Source organism: Exiguobacterium sp. s124 (assembly GCF_018617485.1).
Lineage (GTDB): Bacteria > Bacillota > Bacilli > Exiguobacteriales > Exiguobacteriaceae > Exiguobacterium > Exiguobacterium aestuarii.
Genome location: NZ_JACSKH010000005.1, coordinates 36,434 through 53,510, shown reverse-complemented (window position 1 = coordinate 53,510; position 17,077 = coordinate 36,434). Strand labels below are relative to the sequence as shown.

Sequence of the window (17,077 nt, the reverse complement as noted above, 5' to 3'; positions counted from 1 at the left end):
GAGCCAGGATCAAACTCTCCAAAGAATTTGATATAGCTCTTAAATTGACGAAGCTTGCGCTTCATTCAAAAATTGTAAAACTTATTTTTGCCTCATCGTTCAGTTTTCAAAGACCAATCGTTGTCGTGTTAGCGACTTTTTAATAATAGCGATTTGACTTGTGAAAGTCAACCACTTTTTATTATTTTTTTCGCTTTCTGATTATTGTTTCGTGAACAACATCAGCGACGTTTATTAATATATCAGCATCGCCAAAAACCGTCAACTGTTTTTCTAAAAAAACTTTATTTTTTCTTCAAATGCAATCAAAATAAAAAACCAGTCGTTGAATTCTTCCCATGATAAGGAGCAATCCAAGACTGGTTGATCGTTACGATGACTTAGAAGACATCTGCTTTTTAGTTTTTTTCTTTCCTGATTCTGATGAAGTCGACTCGGCCACTTGCCCAGTCTGTTGGAAACGATGAAGCATTAACACTTGATAAGCATTCGCAAACACGAGTGTCGCGAGCGCCGGCCAAAGTAATGGGATTTCATCAGTTGTTTGAAGAGCTGGAATCCATTCAATTAATGTAATCACCGTCATCAAGAAGAGCGTTGGGATGAAAGCACTCATATTTGTTTGTTTCGCCTTACTCGCAGCAACTACCCAAGCGACAATTAATAATACGACCATCTCACCGATATAACGCCACATATGGTCGTTCCCAAATGCGAGCATTCGTAAATAAACGGCATCAAAGATTGCGAAAGCAATCAGCAATACTTGAACACGATTCCATAGACGTGGTCCTCTAAACAAGTCAAGACCGACTCGGTGGATGATTAAATAGGCGAAAAAGCCCATCATGCTGATCCCGGTCCATGTACTCGAGTAACTAAGTGCCGTAACAATTGCCTCCCAGGACTGACTGACCAAATAACCCGGGTTCGCCAATAAATTCATTAGGAACCCAAACAACGTCCCAAACACGAGCGTTGTCCAAAACAAACGTAAAAAACCTTGTACTTTCATCTCTCACCGATTCACCCTTCTATTTGTTGAATGACTGCTTGCGCCAACTCATCATACGTATGCTCAAACGGATGCCCATCACGATAGACCGATGGTGCAAAGTCTTCCTCGTTGTCATACGGTTGACCGAGTGGGATTTGAGCAAGGAGTTTACTCTTCAGTGCTTCTGACAGTTTTTCTCCACCACCATGACCAAATACGTATTCCTTCTCACCCGTTACCTTACTTTCGAAGTAGGCCATATTTTCAATGATACCCAACAGTTTATGGTTCGTCTTAATCGCCATTGCCCCCGCACGTGCTGCAACGAAAGCTGCTGTAGCGTGTGGTGTCGTCACGATCAATTCTTGACATGATGGGAGCATGGAATGGATATCAAGTGCGACATCTCCCGTTCCTGGCGGTAAGTCGAGTAATAGATAGTCGAGGTCGCCCCACTCGACGTCATTGAAGAAATTATTGAGCATCTTCCCGAGCATCGGTCCGCGCCAGATCACCGGTGCATTGTCTTCAACGAAGAAGCCCATCGAAATGACTTTCACGCCGAAACGCTCAACTGGTATGATTTTTTCCCCACGAACGACTGGACGCTCTTCGATTCCAAGCATATCTGGAACGCTGAAACCGTAAATGTCCGCGTCGATCAATCCGACTTTCTTCCCGGCACGTGCAAGAGCGACAGCTAGGTTGACAGATACTGTCGACTTTCCTACGCCACCTTTACCTGAAGCAATGGCGATAAATGTCGTTCCTGAATTCTCACGAAGAATCGCCGGCTTCGTTGCCTCTTTCAAACTTTCATCATTCAACGCTTCAAAACGAAGGCCGACCGTCTTAAAGCCTTTCCCCTTGAGCAGTGTGACGATTTCTTGTTGTAACTGAAGCTGTTCCCCGCTCCCTGTTTGTCCGAGTGCCACTTTCACACTGACATAGTCTTCTTTAATGCGGATGTCTTTGACTCCCGCTGTATCTCCAAGCGTTCGGTTGATCGTCGGATCAACGAGCCCCGCCAATTCCTCGCGTACTTGCTCTACTGTAAGCATATTGCTTCCCCCTTATAACTGTTTCGATATCAGTATATCAAAAAAAGCGTTTTCTTGACGGCTTCGGAATCGACTAATTTATACAAAAAACTCTCCACCCAAAAGGATGGAGAGTTCGAACCACTTCGCGAAGATTAACGCTTCGAGAATTGTGGTGCGCGACGTGCTGCTTTAAGACCGTATTTTTTACGTTCTTTCATACGAGCGTCACGAGTTAAGAAGCCTTTTTCTTTGAGGCTTGGACGGAATTCTGGGTCCGCTTGAAGAAGCGCACGTGATACGCCGTGGCGAATTGCTCCTGCTTGTCCAGTGTATCCACCACCGTTAACGTTAACGATTACATCGTATTTACCTTCTGTTTCAGTCAATACGAGTGGTGATTTAGCCATCATGATTAAAGTCTCATGACCGAAGTATTCTGAGATATCGCGGCCATTTACAACAACTTTACCGTCACCTGCAACGAGGTGAACGCGAGCCACCGAGTGTTTGCGGCGGCCTGTTCCGTAGTAACGTACATCTGCCATCGTTTAGTTCCTCCCTGTGTCTCGATTAACCGCGAAGTTCGTAAACTTCTGGTTTTTGTGCTTCATGCTTGTGTTCAGTTCCAGCGTAAACGTGGAGTTTGTTGAATTGTTGACGACCGAGTGATCCTTTTGGAAGCATCCCTTTGATCGCGAGTTCAAGCATACGCTCTGGACGTTTTGCGAGAAGCTCTTTTGCAGTTTGTGATTTCAAACCGCCTGGATGACCTGAATGACGGTAGTAGATCTTGTCATTCAATTTGTTACCAGTCAATTTGATTTTCTCAGCGTTGATGATGATGACGTGGTCTCCGCAATCAACGTGTGGTGTGAAAGTCGGCTTGTGCTTACCGCGAAGAAGTGATGCTACTTCACTAGTCAAACGACCGAGTGTTTTGCCTTCTGCGTCGATAAGGAGCCATTTGCGTTCTACTTCAGATGCTTTAGCCATGAATGTTGTGCGCATGTGGAATACCTCCTAGAAATGTCTGTTCACTTAATTTTTTGATGCTTTATCATAATCCTAGTTTACGGGGCTAAGATTGTGGTTCATCTCTAAATTTGAAAATGAAATGCCAATGAATATAATACGATTTTATAGAGGGAATGTCAATCTACTTTTTCATAATTCACATTCCATAAATATAAACCGTGCGGGGGCGCGGTAATCCCCGCCACACGGCGGTCTTTCGCCTCCAGCATTTCGGTGATGTCCATAGGCTCATATTTGCCTCTCCCCACCTCGATTACCGTCCCCACCATAATGCGTACTTGATTATATAAAAAGCCAGAACCAACGAAACGAAATACAATCTCATCATCCACCTCGAGCACTTCTGCTTCATAGATGGTACGAACACGATCCTCAACTTCCGTTTTCGTCACCGAGAATGATGTAAAGTCGTGGGTTCCGACTAGCCGCTCCATCGCCTGACCCATTCGTTCCAGGCTGAGCGCGTAAGTCACCGTGGCAGCATAGTGTCTTCTGAACGGATCCTCCGTCTTACGAATATGATAGCGATACTCTTTTCGCTTCGCCCCATACCGAGCATGGAACGTCGTGTCGACTTCTACTGCTTGTTTGACGAGAATGTCGTCCGGCAACATCGCGTTCAATGCTTTCACGAACCGCTCTGCATGCATCTGTAGCGTTGTATCAAAATGAATCACTTGTCCTAAAGCGTGGACACGGGCGTCTGTACGACCTGAGGCGACAATTTTGACGGAGTGTCGATGCATCCGAGTCAAGACCGCCTCAATCTCGGCCTGAATCGTATTCCCGTTTGGCTGTACTTGATATCCCGCATAGTGTGTCCCGTCATAGGCAACTGTCAGTTTAATCCGTCTCATCCAATCCCTCTCAATCCAAACAAAATGAGTGTTAACGCGACAAATAGAAGTAATACTGCCGTATCACGCGTCTGCCACTTCATCTCACGCAACCTCGTCCGTCCTTCACCACCACGATACCCACGCGCCTCCATTGCCGTGGCGAGGTCTTCAGCGCGCTTAAACGCAGAAATGAATAACGGGATCAATAGCGGGATGACACCTTTTAAACGAGACTTCCATGGACCGCTCATCAAATCAACACCTCGCGCTTGTTGAGCTTTCATGATGCGGTCTGTCTCGTCGGCAAGGGTCGGTAAAAAACGAAGCGAGATCGATAACATTAAGGCAATCTCGTGTGCAGGCACACGAATCCGCTCAAACGGTCGGAGACCTGCTTCAATCGAGTCAGTCAACTCCATTGGCGTTGTCGTCAACGTAACGAGTGTCGTCAACATGACGAGATAGAAGAATCGGAGCGAGACGATCAGTCCCATTCGAATCCCTTCTGAATAGATTGCGATCGGCCCGAATTCAAAGAGCAGTGTCCCATCGCGATTAAATAACAGCTGCAAGATCAACGTGAAGACGATTAAGAAGAGAATCATGCGTAATCCATTCCATAAATAACGCCACGATAGTTGTGATAGTTTCACCGCAAACAGCGTGAATGCTAATAGAAATAAATTCGTCCATAAGTTATCTGCTAAAAACACCACCGGGATAAACCCTAAAATAAAAAGTGTCTTTGCACGCGCATCGAGTGAATGGAGCCAAGAATGGCCCGGTATATATTGACCAATAATCATTCGGCTCCCCCTTTCAAGTGCGTTGCAATCCAATCCGCCAATTCGCCCTCCGTTCGTACGAGCGGAATGTCCGTCTCTCCAAACGTTGGCGCTAAATCGCGAGCGAAGCGGAGAACGTGTGGGATATCAAGCTGGAGACGATGTACGAGCGATTCGTCTTGGAACAGTTCAAACGGGTCCCCATCGAACGCCACCTGACCACGTTCCATCACAATCACGCGTTCTGCATAGGTGAGCACATCATCCATATCGTGTGAGACAAGGATCAGTGTCAAGTTCAGCTCTTCTCGTAGCCGCTTAAATAACGCCAGCATATCGCGTCTTCCAATCGGATCGAGACCCGCTGTCGGTTCGTCCACGATGAGGACATCGGGACGGCTCGCTAAGACGCCTGCAATCGCAACACGGCGCATCTGACCCCCGGAAAGGTCGAATGGGGAACGGTCCCATAATGATTCATCTAAACCGACGAGTCGAAGTGCCTCATGGGCACGCTCTTTCGCTTCGGCATCTGTCGCGCCAAAGTTGCGCGGACCGAACATGACGTCGCGTTCGACCGTCTCTTCAAACAATTGGTGCTCAGGATATTGAAAGACGAGCCCAACGCGACGCCGAAGCGGTAAGAGATTTTGCTTTTTATCACGACGCGAGCGAATCGGGGTAACGGTGATGTCGTCGACCACCACACGCCCGTCTGTCGGTCGTAATAAGCCATTCATATGTTGAACGAGCGTTGATTTCCCGGAGCCTGTATGTCCAAGAAACGCAACAAGCGCTCCCGACGGAATGGTTACATTCACATCGCGCAGCGCGGTTCGTTCAAACGGAGTATTCATTTGGTATTGATATGTTACTTCTTCAATGCGTATCGGCATAGATGGTTCACCAACTCCGAATGTTGTAGCATCAGACGATCGAGTGGAATGCCACGTGCCTTCAGTTCGAGTTGCATCCGAACGATAAACGGGACATCTAATTGAATGTCACGGAGCGTATCTGGATGTTGAAACACGTCTTCAGGTGTACCGGTCATCGCAATCGTGCCTTTTGACAATGCAATGATACGGTCAGCAAACAACACTTCGTCGAGCTCGTGTGTAATGGCGACAACGGTCATCCCTTCCGAGACGAGCTGTCGTACCGTTTGTAATACCTCTTGTCGCCCAATCGGGTCGAGCATCGAGGTCGCTTCATCGAGCACGAGGACACGCGGGCGCATTGCGAGAGCCGAAGCAATCGCAACACGCTGCTTTTGTCCACCGGATAACTGATGCGGTTCACGGTCCGCTAGTTCCGATAATCCAACGCGCGCTAGACTGTCATCAATTCGACGAACCATTTCTTGACGTGGAAGTCCCATGTTTTCGAGAGAAAATGCCACATCATCGCGCACGGTCGCCCCGACAAATTGATTGTCGGGATTTTGAAAGACGACCCCAATCCGCGTTCGAACGTCCCACACGTCTGCGGCGTTCGATGGATCGAGTGTCTCGACGCGGACTTCTCCCTTTTCAGGAATCAGAAGTCCGTTCCACAATTTCGTCAGTGTCGACTTACCAGAACCGTTATGGCCGACAATCGCAAGCCATTCCCCTTTATATACATCGAGCGATAGGCCGTTAAGTGCCGGCTCAGACTGTCCAGGGTAATGAAATACGACGTCCCGTACCATAATTTGTGATTCCATTGGTCGACTCCTTTCTTATGTGGAAACAGGGCAATACGTCACCGCATGCCCTGTTGACTGCCTAATGAATTAGACGAGTTCGATGATTACAACTTCTGCACCATCACCGCGGCGTGGGCCGACTTTCATGATGCGCGTGTATCCACCTTGACGTTCAGCGTAGCGTGGAGCCACGTCTTCGAACAATTTTTGGATTGCGTCTTTTTCTCCAGCGTTCTCCTTACGAACGAATGAAGCTACTTGACGACGGGCATGAAGATCGCCACGTTTCCCAAGAGTGATCAATTTTTCAACGACTGGGCGAAGTTCTTTCGCTTTTTGTTCAGTTGTTTGAATGCGCTCGTTGATGATTAGGTCAGTTGCAAGATCACGCAAAAGCGCCTTGCGTTGCGAGCTTGTACGGCCAAGTTTCGAATAAGCCATTACATTTCCCTCCTTCGGTTGAACTTAGTCTTCTTTACGCAAGCCCAAACCGAGTTCGTCCAACTTGTGTTGAACTTCTTCGAGTGATTTACGTCCGAGGTTACGAACTTTCATCATCTCTTCCTCTGATTTGTTTGCGAGTTCTTGAACAGTGTTGATGCCAGCGCGCTTCAAGCAGTTGTACGAACGAACTGAGAGATCGAGTTCTTCAATCGTCATTTCGAGTACTTTTTCTTTTTGGTCTTCTTCTTTCTCGACCATAATTTCTGCGTTGAGAGCCTCATCTGTCAAACCAACGAAGATGTTCAAGTGTTCAGTCAAAATTTTAGCTCCTAATGATACAGCTTCTTCCGGACGAATTGAACCATCTGTCCACACGTCTAATAAAAGCTTATCAAAGCTAGCGTCTTGACCGACACGTGTTTTATCTACTTCGTAGTTCACGCGTTGAATCGGTGTATAGATCGAATCGATTGGAATGACCCCAATCGGCATATCATCACGTTTGTTATCTTCTGCCTGGACGTAACCACGACCACGGCGAGCAGTCAAACGCATGCGAAGCGTCGCATTGTCAGCGAGAGTCGCGATGTGGAGCTCAGGATTCAAGATTTCAACGTCGCTATCATGGGTAATGTCTGCCGCAGTGACAGCACCGGCACTTGAAACGTTAATCTCAAGCGTTTTCTCTTCTTCCGAGTACACTTTGAGTGCTAACTTCTTGAGGTTTAGTACGATTTGAGTAACGTCTTCGACGACACCGTCAATCGTAGAGAACTCGTGAAGCACGCCATCGATTTGAACCGCTGTTACCGCTGCACCTGGGAGCGATGACAATAGAATTCGACGTAGTGAGTTACCGAGAGTAGTGCCATATCCACGTTCAAGCGGTTCTACTACGAATTTACCAAACGTAGCGTCCTCGCTGATTTCGACCGTTTCGATCTTTGGTTTTTCAATCTCGATCATCTGAACCCCTCCTTGAGTATATCCTGCCGTGCAGTTTGAACTGCTAAAGTATAAGCTGTCGTGCTAGGTAATCCCCTCACACGTTCAAGCGATTATACGCGGCGACGTTTCGGAGGGCGGCAACCGTTGTGCGGAACTGGAGTTACGTCACGGATTGCAGTAACTTCGAGACCAGTAGCTTGGAGCGCACGGATAGCCGCTTCACGTCCAGCACCAGGACCTTTAACGTTAACTTCTACTGTACGCATACCGTTGTCCATTGCAACTTTCGCTGCAGTTTCAGCAGCCATTTGTGCTGCGAACGGAGTCGATTTACGTGATCCTTTAAATCCAAGGTTACCAGAAGTAGCCCATGAGATCGCGTTACCTTGCGTGTCAGTGATTGTAATGATTGTGTTGTTGAATGTAGAACGGATGTGTACCACACCGACTTCAACATGTTTTTTAACTTTACGTTTAGAACGTACGTTTTGCTTACGTTTCGCCATTGTTCAATTCCCTCCTTTACTTCTTCTTGTTCGCTACTGTACGGCGTGGGCCTTTACGAGTACGCGAGTTGTTCTTCGTGTTTTGACCGCGAACAGGGAGACTACGGCGATGACGGATACCGCGGTATGCGCCGATCTCGATCAAACGTTTGATGTTAAGTGAAACTTCACGACGAAGGTCACCTTCAACTTTGATTCCGTCAATTGCCTCACGGATACGGTTGAGTTCATCTTCAGTAAGGTCGCGTGTGCGTGTCTCTTCAGAAACGTTAGCAGCCTTCAAAATTTCTTGTGCTTTTGTTTTACCAATACCATAGATGTATGTGAGCGAAATAACGATACGTTTTTCGCGTGGAATATCTACACCAGCAATACGTGCCATGTGTGCACCTCCTCTGAAATTAACCTTGTTTTTGTTTGTGTTTCGGGTTTTCGCAAATTACCATTACTTTACCCTTACGGCGAATAACTTTACATTTTTCGCAAATCGGTTTTACCGACGGTCTTACTTTCATGAGTATACCCTCCTCCTGGAAAAATCGGAGTTACTTATAACGGTACGTAATCCGCCCGCGAGTCAAGTCGTATGGAGACAACTCAACAGTTACGCGGTCACCTGGAAGGATCCGAATGTAGTGCATCCGAATTTTCCCTGAGACGTGCGCGAGCACCGTATGGCCGTTTTCTAACTCCACTTTAAACATTGCGTTCGGAAGTGGTTCGACAACAGTGCCTTCCACTTCAATGACATCTTGTTTCGCCATCATTTATTCCCCTTTCTATATGAAGATCTTTAGGAGCACAGACGATCTATTGCCATCTACTGTGAGAGAAGGATCCAAAATGGATCAGTATGAAACAATAGAGCCTCATTCACCGGAATCGAGTTTCGTTAAAATCTCGTATCCATCGTCTGTGATGGCGATGGTGTGCTCAAAGTGGGCGCACATGCTACCGTCCACTGTGACAACTGTCCAGTTATCAGCCAGTGTTCGAACATAGCGTTGACCAGCATTAACCATTGGTTCAATAGCTAACGTCATCCCAGTCTTCAGGCGCGGCCCTTTCCCCGGTGGACCATAGTGTGGAATTTGCGGCTCTTCATGCAAATCTTGTCCAACACCATGACCGACGTATTCGCGGACGACAGAGAAATCATGTGATTCAACATATGCTTGAATCGCATGCGAAATATCTGTCAATCGCCCTCCAGCCTTGGCGTGCTCCAATCCTTTATACAGACTTTCTTCGGTTACGTCAAGTAGCCGCTGTGTCTCTTCTGAGATTGTTCCCACTGGATAAGTCCAAGCGGAATCTCCATGGTATCCATTATAGTAGGCACCGATGTCGATTGAGATAATATCTCCATCTTTCAATACCCGTTTTCCTGGAATGCCATGAACAAGCTCTTCATTCACCGAAGCGCAAACACTACCGGTAAAACCGTTATAGCCTTTAAACGATGGCGTCGCACCTTGGCTGCGAATGTAATCTTCCGCAATCTGGTCGAGCTCAAGCGTCGTGATTCCTGGTTTTATGTGCTGTTTGAGCACCTGGTGCGTTCGAGCAACAATTTGCCCAGCCTCACGCATAATCGCAATTTCACGAGGCGTCTTCGTGATGATCATTCAGTATCACCGAGTAATGCTTTGACATCGGCATATACGACATCGATTGGACGATCTCCATCCAATGTACGAAGATACCCTTTTTCAGCGTAAAAGTCAATGAGTGGTTTCGATTGCTCGATGTTGACGTCAAGGCGACGGCGGACCGTTTCCTCTTTATCGTCTTCACGTTGCATGAGAGCCGACCCATCCACATCACAGATGCCTTCCACTTTTGGTGGGTTGAAGATCACGTGATATGTCGCGCCACACGTTGGGCAGATCCAACGACCTGTCAAGCGTGGAACGAGAATTTCCGCATCCACATCGATGTTGACGACGTGGTCAATCTGTTTCCCCAAATCTTTAAGCAAACTTTCGAGTGCCTCTGCTTGAGCAACAGTACGCGGGAATCCATCGAGTAAGAAACCTTTTTCAGTGTCATCTTGGCTAAGACGCTCACGTACGATTCCGATTGTTACCTCATCCGGTACGAGTTCACCTTTATCCATGAATGACTTGGCTTCTTTACCGAGTGGCGTTCCGCCTTTGATTGCCGCACGAAACATGTCGCCTGTCGAAATGTGAGGGATTTGGTACTCTTCTACGATTTTAGCCGCTTGAGTCCCTTTCCCAGCACCCGGTAAGCCCATGAGTACTAGATTCATCTCGGTTAGCCTCCAGTTTTGATTTTCACGAAGGGCTTGTAAACACGACAGGAAGGAAGGGTCAACCCTTCCTTCCGCTTTAACGGATAAAGCCTTTATAGTGTCGTTTTACAAGTTGACTCTCGATTTGTTTCATCGTTTCGAGGGCTACCCCGATGACGATCAATAAGCTCGTCCCTCCGATTTGAACGGAAGTTGGAAGACCGGCAAGCTTAATGAAGATTGTCGGCATGATCGCCACAAGCGATAAGAAGATCGCTCCGAAGAAAGTCAATCGATACAGTAACTTCGTGATGTACTGTTCTGTTTGCGCCCCAGGACGAATCCCAGGAATATAACCACCTTGCTTCTGCAGGTTTTCTGCCATCTGTTCTGGGTTAACCTGAACAAATGTATAGAAGTAAGAGAACGCAATGATTAACGCAACGTAAATCGACATTCCGATTGGCGCCGTAGTGTCAAAGTACGTTTGTAACTTTTGCGTTGTCTCTGGAGAAGCAATGAAGCTTGCAACAGTTGGTGGTGTTACCATGAAGGAAATCGCGAAGATAACCGGGATAACACCTGCAGCGTTTAGCTTGATTGGCAAGTGCGTCGACTGACCGCCCACAGGGGTACGGTTCGCCGTGCGTTTTGCATATTGGATTGGAATTTTGCGTGCCGCTTGTTGAACATAAATGATCCCAACCGTCACAGCCAAAATAACAAGGGCCAATACAACCAAGTAAACGATATTAATGAACAATGCATCTCCAGCGTTTTGGAGTTTTGTTTCATAAATCTGCGTAAAGATTCTTGGGAACCCAGCAACAATACCGGCGAAGATAATGATGGAAATACCATTCCCAACACCTTTCTCCGTTGTCATTTCACCAAGGAACATCAAGAACGCTGTACCCGCAGTGAGTACAATCGCGATCACAAAGTAAGTCGCCGTTCCCCATGTCTCATTGACGAGACCTGGGTAGAGGCGGTTAAATCCAAACGACAATGAAGTCGCTTGGACAAATCCTAAGATGATCGTCCCATAGCGCGTGACCGTCGCTAACTTTTTACGACCCGCCTCTCCTTGTTTAGCCCATTCGGCAAACTTCGGAACGACGTCCATTTGTAAAAGTTGAACAACGATCGATGCCGTAATGTACGGCATGATCCCCATTGCGAACAGGGAGAAGTTCTGTAAAGCATTTCCTCCAAACAAGTTCAAGAAGTCAAGAAGACCTCCTGAGTCAAAACGCAACACATCCGTATTCACCATCGGCACCGGGATATGAGCCCCGATGCGGAAAATGATGATGATTGCGAGTGTGAAGAGAATACGCTGTCGAATATCTTTCACGCGCCACATATTGGAGATCGTCTGAAACATCAGATCACCTCAACTGTACCGCCAGCTGCTTCGATCGCTTCTTTCGCTGCACCCGAGAACTTGTTGGCTTTTACAGTCAATTTAGTTTCAAGCTTGCCGTTAGCAAGGACTTTGATTCCGTCTTTTGCAGAGCTGACAACACCAGTCTCGATTAAGAGTTCTGGAGTAACTTCAGTACCTGCTTCGAAACGGTTAAGCGTGTCTAGGGAAACAACCGCGTACTCTTTACGAGTTGGGTTGTTGAAACCGCGTTTTGGAAGACGACGGTAAAGTGGGTTTTGCCCACCTTCAAATCCTGGACGAACGCCACCGCCCGAACGAGCTTTTTGACCTTTGTGTCCACGACCAGAAGTTTTACCGTTACCAGTCGCCATACCGCGACCGACACGGTTACGTTCGTGACGTGAACCTGGAGTTGGCTTCAATTCATGGAGTTTCATAGTGGCACCTCCTTATTTATTAAAATCTTTATTATTCGTTGATTTCTTTTACAGTCACAAGGTGCGACACTTTATTGATCATACCGCGCATCGCGACGTTGTCTGGGACAACGACCGTTTGATGCATTTTGCGAAGACCGAGTGTACGTACAGTAACACGCTGACCTTCCGGACGACCAATTGTGCTGCGTGTGAGGGTGATTGCGAGTTTCGCCATGTCTAGTTCCCTCCCTTAGTTAAGAAGTTCTTCTACGCTTTTACCACGTAGTTTAGCAACTTCCTCTGCTTTTTTGAGCTCAGTCAAGCCCTGTACCGTCGCACGGACGATGTTGATCGGTGTGTTTGAACCTAACGATTTCGAAAGGATGTCACCTACACCTGCAAGTTCGAGCACCGCACGAACTGGACCACCAGCGATAACCCCAGTACCTTCAGAAGCTGGTTTCATGAATACACGACCTGCTCCGAATACTCCTGTGATTTCGTGTGGAATTGTTGTACCAACCATAGGTACTTGTACCATGTTTTTCTTAGCGGCTTCAATAGCCTTGCGAATCGCTTCTGGCACCTCTTGTGCCTTACCTGTACCGAAACCGACGTGACCATTTTTGTCACCTACGACTACGAGAGCAGCAAAACGGAAGCGGCGGCCACCTTTTACGACTTTCGCGACGCGGTTTACGGTAACAACGCGTTCTTCAAGTTGTTCCATGTTAACGTCTAACTGGCGCATCGAGTGTCCCCTCCTTTTTATTAGAATTTAAGACCTGCTTCACGAGCTGCTTCTGCAACAGCTTTGACGCGGCCATGATAGAGGTATCCACCACGGTCGAACACAACTGTGTCGATACCTTTCTCGAGTGCACGTTCTGCAGCAAGTTTACCAACAGCTTTCGCTGCTTCAACGTTACCGCCATTTGTAAGATCGAGAGCTTTATCTTTCGAAGATGCAGACACAAGCGTTGTTTGTGACGCGTCATCGATAAGTTGAACGTAAATGTGCTTGCTCGAACGGAATACGTTCAAACGTGGACGAACTGCTGTCCCCGAGATCGTACGACGTACGCGAGCATGACGTTTTTTACGAACTGCATTTTTATCTGCCTTTGTGATCATTTATGCCACTCCTTTCCGTTCATTTCGTGACGAATTACTTACCAGTTTTACCTTCTTTACGGCGAATACGTTCATCAGAGTAACGAACACCTTTACCTTTGTAAGGTTCTGGAGCACGGTACGAGCGGATTTGAGCAGCAACGTGACCGACGCGCTCTTTGTTAATCCCTTTTACGATGATTTGCGTGTTTGAAGGAACTTCGATTTCGATACCTTCCTCAGCAACGTACTCGATTGGGTGCGAGTAGCCGAGGTTGAGGACGAGTTTGTTACCTTGCTTAGTAGCACGGTAACCAACCCCCGAGATCTCAAGTGTTTTTTGGAATCCGTTCGACACACCTTGTACCATGTTGGCAATAAGGGCACGTGTCGTACCGTGAATTGTACGGCTTTCTTTCGATTCGTCTGGACGAACAACCGTCAATTCGTTCTCTTCAACTTTGATTTCCAATGCCGGGTTAGCTGAAAGCGAAAGTTCACCTTTAGCACCTTTTACTGTGACCGTGTTGTCATTAGCAACTGTTACAGTAACGCCAGCAGGAATCGTAACTGGTTTTTTACCAATACGTGACATTGATTACACCTCCGTTCTTGTTAGAAAAGTGACTTACCAGATGTAGGCGAGCACTTCGCCGCCGACTTGTTGTTGGCGAGCTTCTTTATCAGTCATAAGACCTTTAGATGTCGAAAGAACTGCGATTCCGAGTCCTCCGAGTACTTTAGGCACTTCATCAGCTTTTGCGTATACGCGAAGACCTGGTTTCGAAATACGTTTGAGACCAGTGATTACACGTTCGTTGCTTGCTCCATATTTAAGGAAAAGACGAAGTGTACCTTGTTTAGCGTCCTCGATATATTCAACATCGCGAATGAAACCTTCACGCTTAAGGATTTCAGCGATCTCACGTTTAATGTTCGAAGCTGGAAGCTCCATTTTTTCATGGCGAACCATGTTAGCGTTACGGATACGTGTAAGCATATCTGCAATAGGGTCTGTCATTACCATGCGATGTACCTCCTTTCACACTGTTAGTGGATTACCAGCTTGCTTTTTTAACACCAGGGATTTGACCTTTGTATGCAAGATCACGGAACTTGATACGGCTGATCCCGAATTTACCCATGTAACCATGCGGACGACCTGTGATGCTGCAACGGTTGTGCAAGCGTACAGGTGACGAGTTACGTGGCAATTTGCTGAGTCCGATATAATCGCCTTCAGCTTTCAACTTCGCACGCTTTTCAGCGTACTGGGCAACGAGTTTCTCGCGTTTAAGTTCGCGATTCACCATTGACTTTTTAGCCATGTTGTCGACCTCCCTCTAGATTATTTTTGGAATGGCATACCGAGAAGTGTGAGCAATTCACGTGCTTCTTCGTCTGTGTTTGCTGTTGTAACAACAACGATGTCCATACCGCGTACTTTAGATACTTTATCGTAATCGATTTCAGGGAAAATAAGTTGCTCTTTCACGCCAAGCGTGTAGTTACCGCGTCCGTCGAATGCTTTCTTCGATACACCGCGGAAGTCACGTACACGTGGAAGTGAAACAGTTACCAATTTGTCGAGGAAATCGTACATACGCTCGCCACGAAGTGTAACCTTCGCACCGATTGGCATACCTTCACGAAGCTTGAAACCAGCGATTGATTTCTTCGCTTTCGTTACGAGTGGTTTTTGACCTGAAAGAATTGTTAATTCTTCAACTGCCATGTCAAGTGCTTTCGAGTTCGAAACAGCATCACCTACACCCATGTTGATGACGATCTTTTCGATTTTCGGTACTTGCATGACCGAGTCATAGTTGAATTTATCCATCATCGCTTTCACGATGTCGCTTTTATACTTCTCTTGCAAACGGTTCATAGTCGAATGGACCTCCTTTCGTCACGTTCTTCTTATTTATCGAGTGATTCGCCCGATTTCGCGACACGAACTTTTTTACCATCGACTACTTTGAAACCAACGCGAGTTGGTTTGCCAGTTTTAGGGTCGAGTGGCATTACGTTCGAGACGTGAATTGGTGCTTCGATCTCAAGGATCCCGCCTTGTGGATTCGCTTGTGAAGGTTTAGAGTGTTTTTTCATCACGTTTACGCCTTCAACCACTACGCGGTTTTTGCTTGGCATAGCTTTGAGGATAACCCCTTGCTTGCCTTTATCTTTACCAGACATTACCTGGACTGTATCGCCTTTTTTAACATGCATCGTTTGCGCACCTCCTTATAGGATTGAAATTGGAAATTAAAGTACTTCCGGTGCCAACGAAACGATCTTCATGAATTCTTTTTCACGAAGTTCACGTGCAACTGGCCCGAAGATCCGTGTGCCGCGTGGGCTCTTGTCATCTTTGATAATGACTGCTGCGTTCTCATCGAAACGGATGTACGAACCATCTTTACGACGAGCGCCGCGTTTTGTACGAACGACAACTGCTCTGACAACGTCACCTTTTTTAACAACGCCACCTGGTGTTGCTTGTTTTACCGTTGCGACGATGATGTCACCGATGTTTGCAGTCTTACGACCAGAACCACCGAGAACCTTAATTGTCAACAGTTCACGCGCGCCAGAGTTGTCTGCTACTTTCAAGCGAGATTCTTGTTGAATCATGCGAGTGTACCTCCCTCCGGATGTTTAATAAATCCGAACTGTTATTAGATGATTACTGATTCTTCTACTACTGTTACAAGACGGAAACGTTTGTCTTTAGAAAGAGGACGTGTTTCCGCGATGCGAACGATATCGCCCACTTTAGCGACGTTGTTCTCATCGTGTGCTTTATATTTCTTCGTGTAGTTTACACGTTTGCCATAGAGTTTATGACGAACCTTTGTTTCTACTGCGACGACGATCGTTTTGTCCATTTTGTCAGACACGACGCGACCAGTGAACACTTTACGGTTGTTGCGTTCCATGAGTGTTACCTCCTCTCAAGAATCCGATGTAATTAGCCGTTGTTGATGCCGAGTTCGCGTTCACGAAGAATCGTTTTAGCACGCGCAATCGACTTGCGTACTTCACGGATACGAGCAGGATTCTCAAGCTGACCTGTAGCAAGTTGGAAGCGAAGGTTAAAGAGTTCTTCTTTCCACTCGCCCACTTTACCGTTGAGCTCTTCAGTTGTTGATTGACGGAGATCAGTTGCTTTCATTCGTATCACCACCATTTTCTTCACGTTTCACGAACTTACATTTTACTGGAAGTTTGTGCGATGCAAGACGAAGTGCCTCACGTGCCACTTCCTCAGATACACCTGCGATTTCGAACATTACTTTGCCAGGCTTAACTACAGCTACCCAGCCTTCTGGAGCACCTTTACCCGAACCCATTCGGACTTCGAGAGGCTTTTTAGTGTACGGCTTGTGTGGGAAGATCTTGATCCACACTTTACCACCACGTTTCATATAACGTGTCATTGCAATACGTGCTGATTCGATTTGACGGTTTGTAATCCAGCTCGCTTCGAGAGCTTGGAGACCGAACTCACCGAAGTGTACAGTTGTGCCGCGTTTAGCATTCCCGCGCATTTTACCACGGTGTACACGACGATATTTCACGCGTTTAGGTAACAACATAGTGTGTTGCCT

General features: G+C 46.9%; 30 protein-coding genes. All 30 read right to left on the bottom strand.

Annotated elements, in window-relative coordinates; translation table 11 throughout:
* Positions 1 to 370: 370 nt before the first annotated feature.
* A complete protein-coding gene (locus tag KNO85_RS14215) occupies positions 371 to 1,015 on the bottom strand; it encodes a KinB-signaling pathway activation protein (RefSeq protein ID WP_214791105.1) in 645 nt (214 codons plus the stop codon).
* Between the two features lie 11 nt (positions 1,016 to 1,026).
* The gene (locus tag KNO85_RS14210) at positions 1,027 to 2,058 is read right to left on the bottom strand and encodes an Mrp/NBP35 family ATP-binding protein (protein ID WP_214791103.1); all 1,032 of its coding nucleotides are present in this window, start codon (positions 2,056 to 2,058) and stop codon (positions 1,027 to 1,029) included.
* 134 nt (positions 2,059 to 2,192) lie between these two features.
* Positions 2,193 to 2,585, bottom strand: coding sequence for a 30S ribosomal protein S9 (rpsI, locus tag KNO85_RS14205; RefSeq protein WP_012727644.1), 393 nt, complete (start codon positions 2,583 to 2,585; stop codon positions 2,193 to 2,195).
* A gap of 25 nt (positions 2,586 to 2,610) precedes the next feature.
* Positions 2,611 to 3,048, bottom strand: a complete 438-nt coding sequence (rplM, locus tag KNO85_RS14200) for a 50S ribosomal protein L13 (protein ID WP_026824852.1) — start codon at positions 3,046 to 3,048, stop codon at positions 2,611 to 2,613.
* 143 nt (positions 3,049 to 3,191) lie between these two features.
* A complete protein-coding gene (truA, locus tag KNO85_RS14195) occupies positions 3,192 to 3,932 on the bottom strand; it encodes a tRNA pseudouridine(38-40) synthase TruA (protein ID WP_214791101.1) in 741 nt (246 codons plus the stop codon).
* Positions 3,929 to 4,720 (bottom strand): energy-coupling factor transporter transmembrane component T family protein, encoded by a 792-nt coding sequence (locus KNO85_RS14190; RefSeq protein WP_214791090.1) that lies wholly within the window; start codon positions 4,718 to 4,720, stop codon positions 3,929 to 3,931. Before KNO85_RS14190 ends, truA begins: the two co-directional genes overlap by 4 nt.
* Positions 4,717 to 5,595: an energy-coupling factor transporter ATPase gene (locus KNO85_RS14185; protein WP_214791088.1), complete on the bottom strand. Its 879-nt coding sequence runs from the start codon at positions 5,593 to 5,595 to the stop codon at positions 4,717 to 4,719. The genes KNO85_RS14190 and KNO85_RS14185 overlap by 4 nt, the downstream gene beginning before the upstream one ends.
* Positions 5,571 to 6,407, bottom strand: a complete 837-nt coding sequence (locus KNO85_RS14180) for an energy-coupling factor transporter ATPase (protein ID WP_214791086.1) — start codon at positions 6,405 to 6,407, stop codon at positions 5,571 to 5,573. Before KNO85_RS14180 ends, KNO85_RS14185 begins: the two co-directional genes overlap by 25 nt.
* Positions 6,408 to 6,476: 69 nt before the next feature.
* On the bottom strand, positions 6,477 to 6,830 hold the full coding sequence (gene rplQ, locus KNO85_RS14175) for a 50S ribosomal protein L17 (RefSeq protein ID WP_012727650.1): 354 nt from the start codon (positions 6,828 to 6,830) through the stop codon (positions 6,477 to 6,479).
* 24 nt (positions 6,831 to 6,854) lie between these two features.
* A complete protein-coding gene (locus KNO85_RS14170; RefSeq protein WP_012727651.1) occupies positions 6,855 to 7,799 on the bottom strand; it encodes a DNA-directed RNA polymerase subunit alpha in 945 nt (314 codons plus the stop codon).
* A gap of 92 nt (positions 7,800 to 7,891) precedes the next feature.
* Positions 7,892 to 8,287, bottom strand: a complete 396-nt coding sequence (gene rpsK / locus KNO85_RS14165) for a 30S ribosomal protein S11 (protein ID WP_012727652.1) — start codon at positions 8,285 to 8,287, stop codon at positions 7,892 to 7,894.
* A 16-nt stretch (positions 8,288 to 8,303) separates the two neighbouring features.
* Entirely contained in the window at positions 8,304 to 8,669 is a 366-nt protein-coding gene (gene rpsM, locus KNO85_RS14160) for a 30S ribosomal protein S13 (RefSeq protein WP_012727653.1), read from the bottom strand.
* A gap of 19 nt (positions 8,670 to 8,688) precedes the next feature.
* Positions 8,689 to 8,802, bottom strand: a complete 114-nt coding sequence (gene rpmJ, locus KNO85_RS14155; protein WP_003156543.1) for a 50S ribosomal protein L36 — start codon at positions 8,800 to 8,802, stop codon at positions 8,689 to 8,691.
* Positions 8,803 to 8,832: 30 nt separating this feature from the next.
* Positions 8,833 to 9,051 (bottom strand): translation initiation factor IF-1, encoded by a 219-nt coding sequence (gene infA, locus KNO85_RS14150; RefSeq protein ID WP_021066622.1) that lies wholly within the window; start codon positions 9,049 to 9,051, stop codon positions 8,833 to 8,835.
* 105 nt (positions 9,052 to 9,156) lie between these two features.
* On the bottom strand, positions 9,157 to 9,915 hold the full coding sequence (gene map / locus KNO85_RS14145) for a type I methionyl aminopeptidase (protein ID WP_214791083.1): 759 nt from the start codon (positions 9,913 to 9,915) through the stop codon (positions 9,157 to 9,159).
* Complete coding sequence (locus KNO85_RS14140; RefSeq protein WP_012727656.1) at positions 9,912 to 10,562, bottom strand: adenylate kinase; 651 nt, start codon at positions 10,560 to 10,562, stop codon at positions 9,912 to 9,914. Before KNO85_RS14140 ends, map begins: the two co-directional genes overlap by 4 nt.
* A gap of 79 nt (positions 10,563 to 10,641) precedes the next feature.
* The gene (secY, locus tag KNO85_RS14135) at positions 10,642 to 11,931 is read right to left on the bottom strand and encodes a preprotein translocase subunit SecY (protein WP_214697130.1); all 1,290 of its coding nucleotides are present in this window, start codon (positions 11,929 to 11,931) and stop codon (positions 10,642 to 10,644) included.
* The gene (rplO, locus tag KNO85_RS14130; RefSeq protein ID WP_012727658.1) at positions 11,931 to 12,371 is read right to left on the bottom strand and encodes a 50S ribosomal protein L15; all 441 of its coding nucleotides are present in this window, start codon (positions 12,369 to 12,371) and stop codon (positions 11,931 to 11,933) included. Before rplO ends, secY begins: the two co-directional genes overlap by 1 nt.
* A gap of 31 nt (positions 12,372 to 12,402) precedes the next feature.
* A complete protein-coding gene (rpmD, locus tag KNO85_RS14125; protein ID WP_012727659.1) occupies positions 12,403 to 12,588 on the bottom strand; it encodes a 50S ribosomal protein L30 in 186 nt (61 codons plus the stop codon).
* Between the two features lie 15 nt (positions 12,589 to 12,603).
* Positions 12,604 to 13,104: a 30S ribosomal protein S5 gene (rpsE, locus tag KNO85_RS14120; RefSeq protein ID WP_012727660.1), complete on the bottom strand. Its 501-nt coding sequence runs from the start codon at positions 13,102 to 13,104 to the stop codon at positions 12,604 to 12,606.
* 20 nt (positions 13,105 to 13,124) lie between these two features.
* A complete protein-coding gene (gene rplR / locus KNO85_RS14115; RefSeq protein WP_034804040.1) occupies positions 13,125 to 13,487 on the bottom strand; it encodes a 50S ribosomal protein L18 in 363 nt (120 codons plus the stop codon).
* A gap of 34 nt (positions 13,488 to 13,521) precedes the next feature.
* Positions 13,522 to 14,061, bottom strand: coding sequence for a 50S ribosomal protein L6 (gene rplF, locus KNO85_RS14110; protein ID WP_012727662.1), 540 nt, complete (start codon positions 14,059 to 14,061; stop codon positions 13,522 to 13,524).
* 33 nt (positions 14,062 to 14,094) lie between these two features.
* Positions 14,095 to 14,493 carry a 30S ribosomal protein S8 gene (gene rpsH, locus KNO85_RS14105; RefSeq protein WP_026824842.1) on the bottom strand — a complete coding sequence of 133 codons (399 nt, stop codon included), beginning with the start codon at positions 14,491 to 14,493 and terminating at the stop codon, positions 14,095 to 14,097.
* 31 nt (positions 14,494 to 14,524) lie between these two features.
* On the bottom strand, positions 14,525 to 14,794 hold the full coding sequence (rpsN, locus tag KNO85_RS14100; protein ID WP_012727664.1) for a 30S ribosomal protein S14: 270 nt from the start codon (positions 14,792 to 14,794) through the stop codon (positions 14,525 to 14,527).
* A gap of 20 nt (positions 14,795 to 14,814) precedes the next feature.
* Positions 14,815 to 15,354 carry a 50S ribosomal protein L5 gene (rplE, locus tag KNO85_RS14095; RefSeq protein WP_012727665.1) on the bottom strand — a complete coding sequence of 180 codons (540 nt, stop codon included), beginning with the start codon at positions 15,352 to 15,354 and terminating at the stop codon, positions 14,815 to 14,817.
* A gap of 32 nt (positions 15,355 to 15,386) precedes the next feature.
* On the bottom strand, positions 15,387 to 15,695 hold the full coding sequence (rplX, locus tag KNO85_RS14090) for a 50S ribosomal protein L24 (RefSeq protein ID WP_074032448.1): 309 nt from the start codon (positions 15,693 to 15,695) through the stop codon (positions 15,387 to 15,389).
* A gap of 36 nt (positions 15,696 to 15,731) precedes the next feature.
* Complete coding sequence (gene rplN, locus KNO85_RS14085) at positions 15,732 to 16,100, bottom strand: 50S ribosomal protein L14 (protein ID WP_012727667.1); 369 nt, start codon at positions 16,098 to 16,100, stop codon at positions 15,732 to 15,734.
* Between the two features lie 44 nt (positions 16,101 to 16,144).
* Positions 16,145 to 16,405, bottom strand: a complete 261-nt coding sequence (rpsQ, locus tag KNO85_RS14080; RefSeq protein ID WP_012727668.1) for a 30S ribosomal protein S17 — start codon at positions 16,403 to 16,405, stop codon at positions 16,145 to 16,147.
* 32 nt (positions 16,406 to 16,437) lie between these two features.
* Positions 16,438 to 16,641 (bottom strand): 50S ribosomal protein L29, encoded by a 204-nt coding sequence (gene rpmC, locus KNO85_RS14075; RefSeq protein ID WP_012727669.1) that lies wholly within the window; start codon positions 16,639 to 16,641, stop codon positions 16,438 to 16,440.
* Positions 16,628 to 17,065: a 50S ribosomal protein L16 gene (gene rplP / locus KNO85_RS14070; RefSeq protein ID WP_012727670.1), complete on the bottom strand. Its 438-nt coding sequence runs from the start codon at positions 17,063 to 17,065 to the stop codon at positions 16,628 to 16,630. Before rplP ends, rpmC begins: the two co-directional genes overlap by 14 nt.
* Positions 17,066 to 17,077: the final 12 nt, after the last annotated feature.

Bases quoted from the DNA above. Each gene is read 5' to 3' on its own strand.
- map (WP_214791083.1), bottom strand. From the start codon at position 9,915: ATGATCATCACGAAGACGCCTCGTGAAATTGCGATTATGCGTGAGGCT.
- rplN (WP_012727667.1), bottom strand. From the start codon at position 16,100: ATGATTCAACAAGAATCTCGCTTGAAAGTAGCAGACAACTCTGGCGCG.
- rpmC (WP_012727669.1), bottom strand. From the start codon at position 16,641: ATGAAAGCAACTGATCTCCGTCAATCAACAACTGAAGAGCTCAACGGT.
- rplM (WP_026824852.1), bottom strand. From the start codon at position 3,048: ATGCGCACAACATTCATGGCTAAAGCATCTGAAGTAGAACGCAAATGG.
- infA (WP_021066622.1), bottom strand. From the start codon at position 9,051: ATGGCGAAACAAGATGTCATTGAAGTGGAAGGCACTGTTGTCGAACCA.
- KNO85_RS14215 (WP_214791105.1), bottom strand. From the start codon at position 1,015: ATGAAAGTACAAGGTTTTTTACGTTTGTTTTGGACAACGCTCGTGTTT.
- KNO85_RS14210 (WP_214791103.1), bottom strand. From the start codon at position 2,058: ATGCTTACAGTAGAGCAAGTACGCGAGGAATTGGCGGGGCTCGTTGAT.
- KNO85_RS14140 (WP_012727656.1), bottom strand. From the start codon at position 10,562: ATGAATCTAGTACTCATGGGCTTACCGGGTGCTGGGAAAGGGACTCAA.
- rpsQ (WP_012727668.1), bottom strand. From the start codon at position 16,405: ATGGAACGCAACAACCGTAAAGTGTTCACTGGTCGCGTCGTGTCTGAC.
- rplX (WP_074032448.1), bottom strand. From the start codon at position 15,695: ATGCATGTTAAAAAAGGCGATACAGTCCAGGTAATGTCTGGTAAAGAT.
- rplQ (WP_012727650.1), bottom strand. From the start codon at position 6,830: ATGGCTTATTCGAAACTTGGCCGTACAAGCTCGCAACGCAAGGCGCTT.
- rpsH (WP_026824842.1), bottom strand. From the start codon at position 14,493: ATGGTAATGACAGACCCTATTGCAGATATGCTTACACGTATCCGTAAC.
- KNO85_RS14180 (WP_214791086.1), bottom strand. From the start codon at position 6,407: ATGGAATCACAAATTATGGTACGGGACGTCGTATTTCATTACCCTGGA.
- rplO (WP_012727658.1), bottom strand. From the start codon at position 12,371: ATGAAACTCCATGAATTGAAGCCAACTCCAGGTTCACGTCACGAACGT.
- rpmJ (WP_003156543.1), bottom strand. From the start codon at position 8,802: ATGAAAGTAAGACCGTCGGTAAAACCGATTTGCGAAAAATGTAAAGTT.
- KNO85_RS14190 (WP_214791090.1), bottom strand. From the start codon at position 4,720: ATGATTATTGGTCAATATATACCGGGCCATTCTTGGCTCCATTCACTC.
- rplF (WP_012727662.1), bottom strand. From the start codon at position 14,061: ATGTCACGTATTGGTAAAAAACCAGTTACGATTCCTGCTGGCGTTACT.
- rplE (WP_012727665.1), bottom strand. From the start codon at position 15,354: ATGAACCGTTTGCAAGAGAAGTATAAAAGCGACATCGTGAAAGCGATG.
- secY (WP_214697130.1), bottom strand. From the start codon at position 11,931: ATGTTTCAGACGATCTCCAATATGTGGCGCGTGAAAGATATTCGACAG.
- truA (WP_214791101.1), bottom strand. From the start codon at position 3,932: ATGAGACGGATTAAACTGACAGTTGCCTATGACGGGACACACTATGCG.
- rpsN (WP_012727664.1), bottom strand. From the start codon at position 14,794: ATGGCTAAAAAGTCAATGGTGAATCGCGAACTTAAACGCGAGAAACTC.
- rplR (WP_034804040.1), bottom strand. From the start codon at position 13,487: ATGATCACAAAGGCAGATAAAAATGCAGTTCGTAAAAAACGTCATGCT.
- rpsE (WP_012727660.1), bottom strand. From the start codon at position 13,104: ATGCGCCAGTTAGACGTTAACATGGAACAACTTGAAGAACGCGTTGTT.
- rpsI (WP_012727644.1), bottom strand. From the start codon at position 2,585: ATGGCAGATGTACGTTACTACGGAACAGGCCGCCGCAAACACTCGGTG.
- rpmD (WP_012727659.1), bottom strand. From the start codon at position 12,588: ATGGCGAAACTCGCAATCACCCTCACACGCAGCACAATTGGTCGTCCG.
- KNO85_RS14185 (WP_214791088.1), bottom strand. From the start codon at position 5,595: ATGCCGATACGCATTGAAGAAGTAACATATCAATACCAAATGAATACT.
- KNO85_RS14170 (WP_012727651.1), bottom strand. From the start codon at position 7,799: ATGATCGAGATTGAAAAACCAAAGATCGAAACGGTCGAAATCAGCGAG.
- rplP (WP_012727670.1), bottom strand. From the start codon at position 17,065: ATGTTGTTACCTAAACGCGTGAAATATCGTCGTGTACACCGTGGTAAA.
- rpsK (WP_012727652.1), bottom strand. From the start codon at position 8,287: ATGGCGAAACGTAAGCAAAACGTACGTTCTAAACGTAAAGTTAAAAAA.
- rpsM (WP_012727653.1), bottom strand. From the start codon at position 8,669: ATGGCACGTATTGCTGGTGTAGATATTCCACGCGAAAAACGTATCGTT.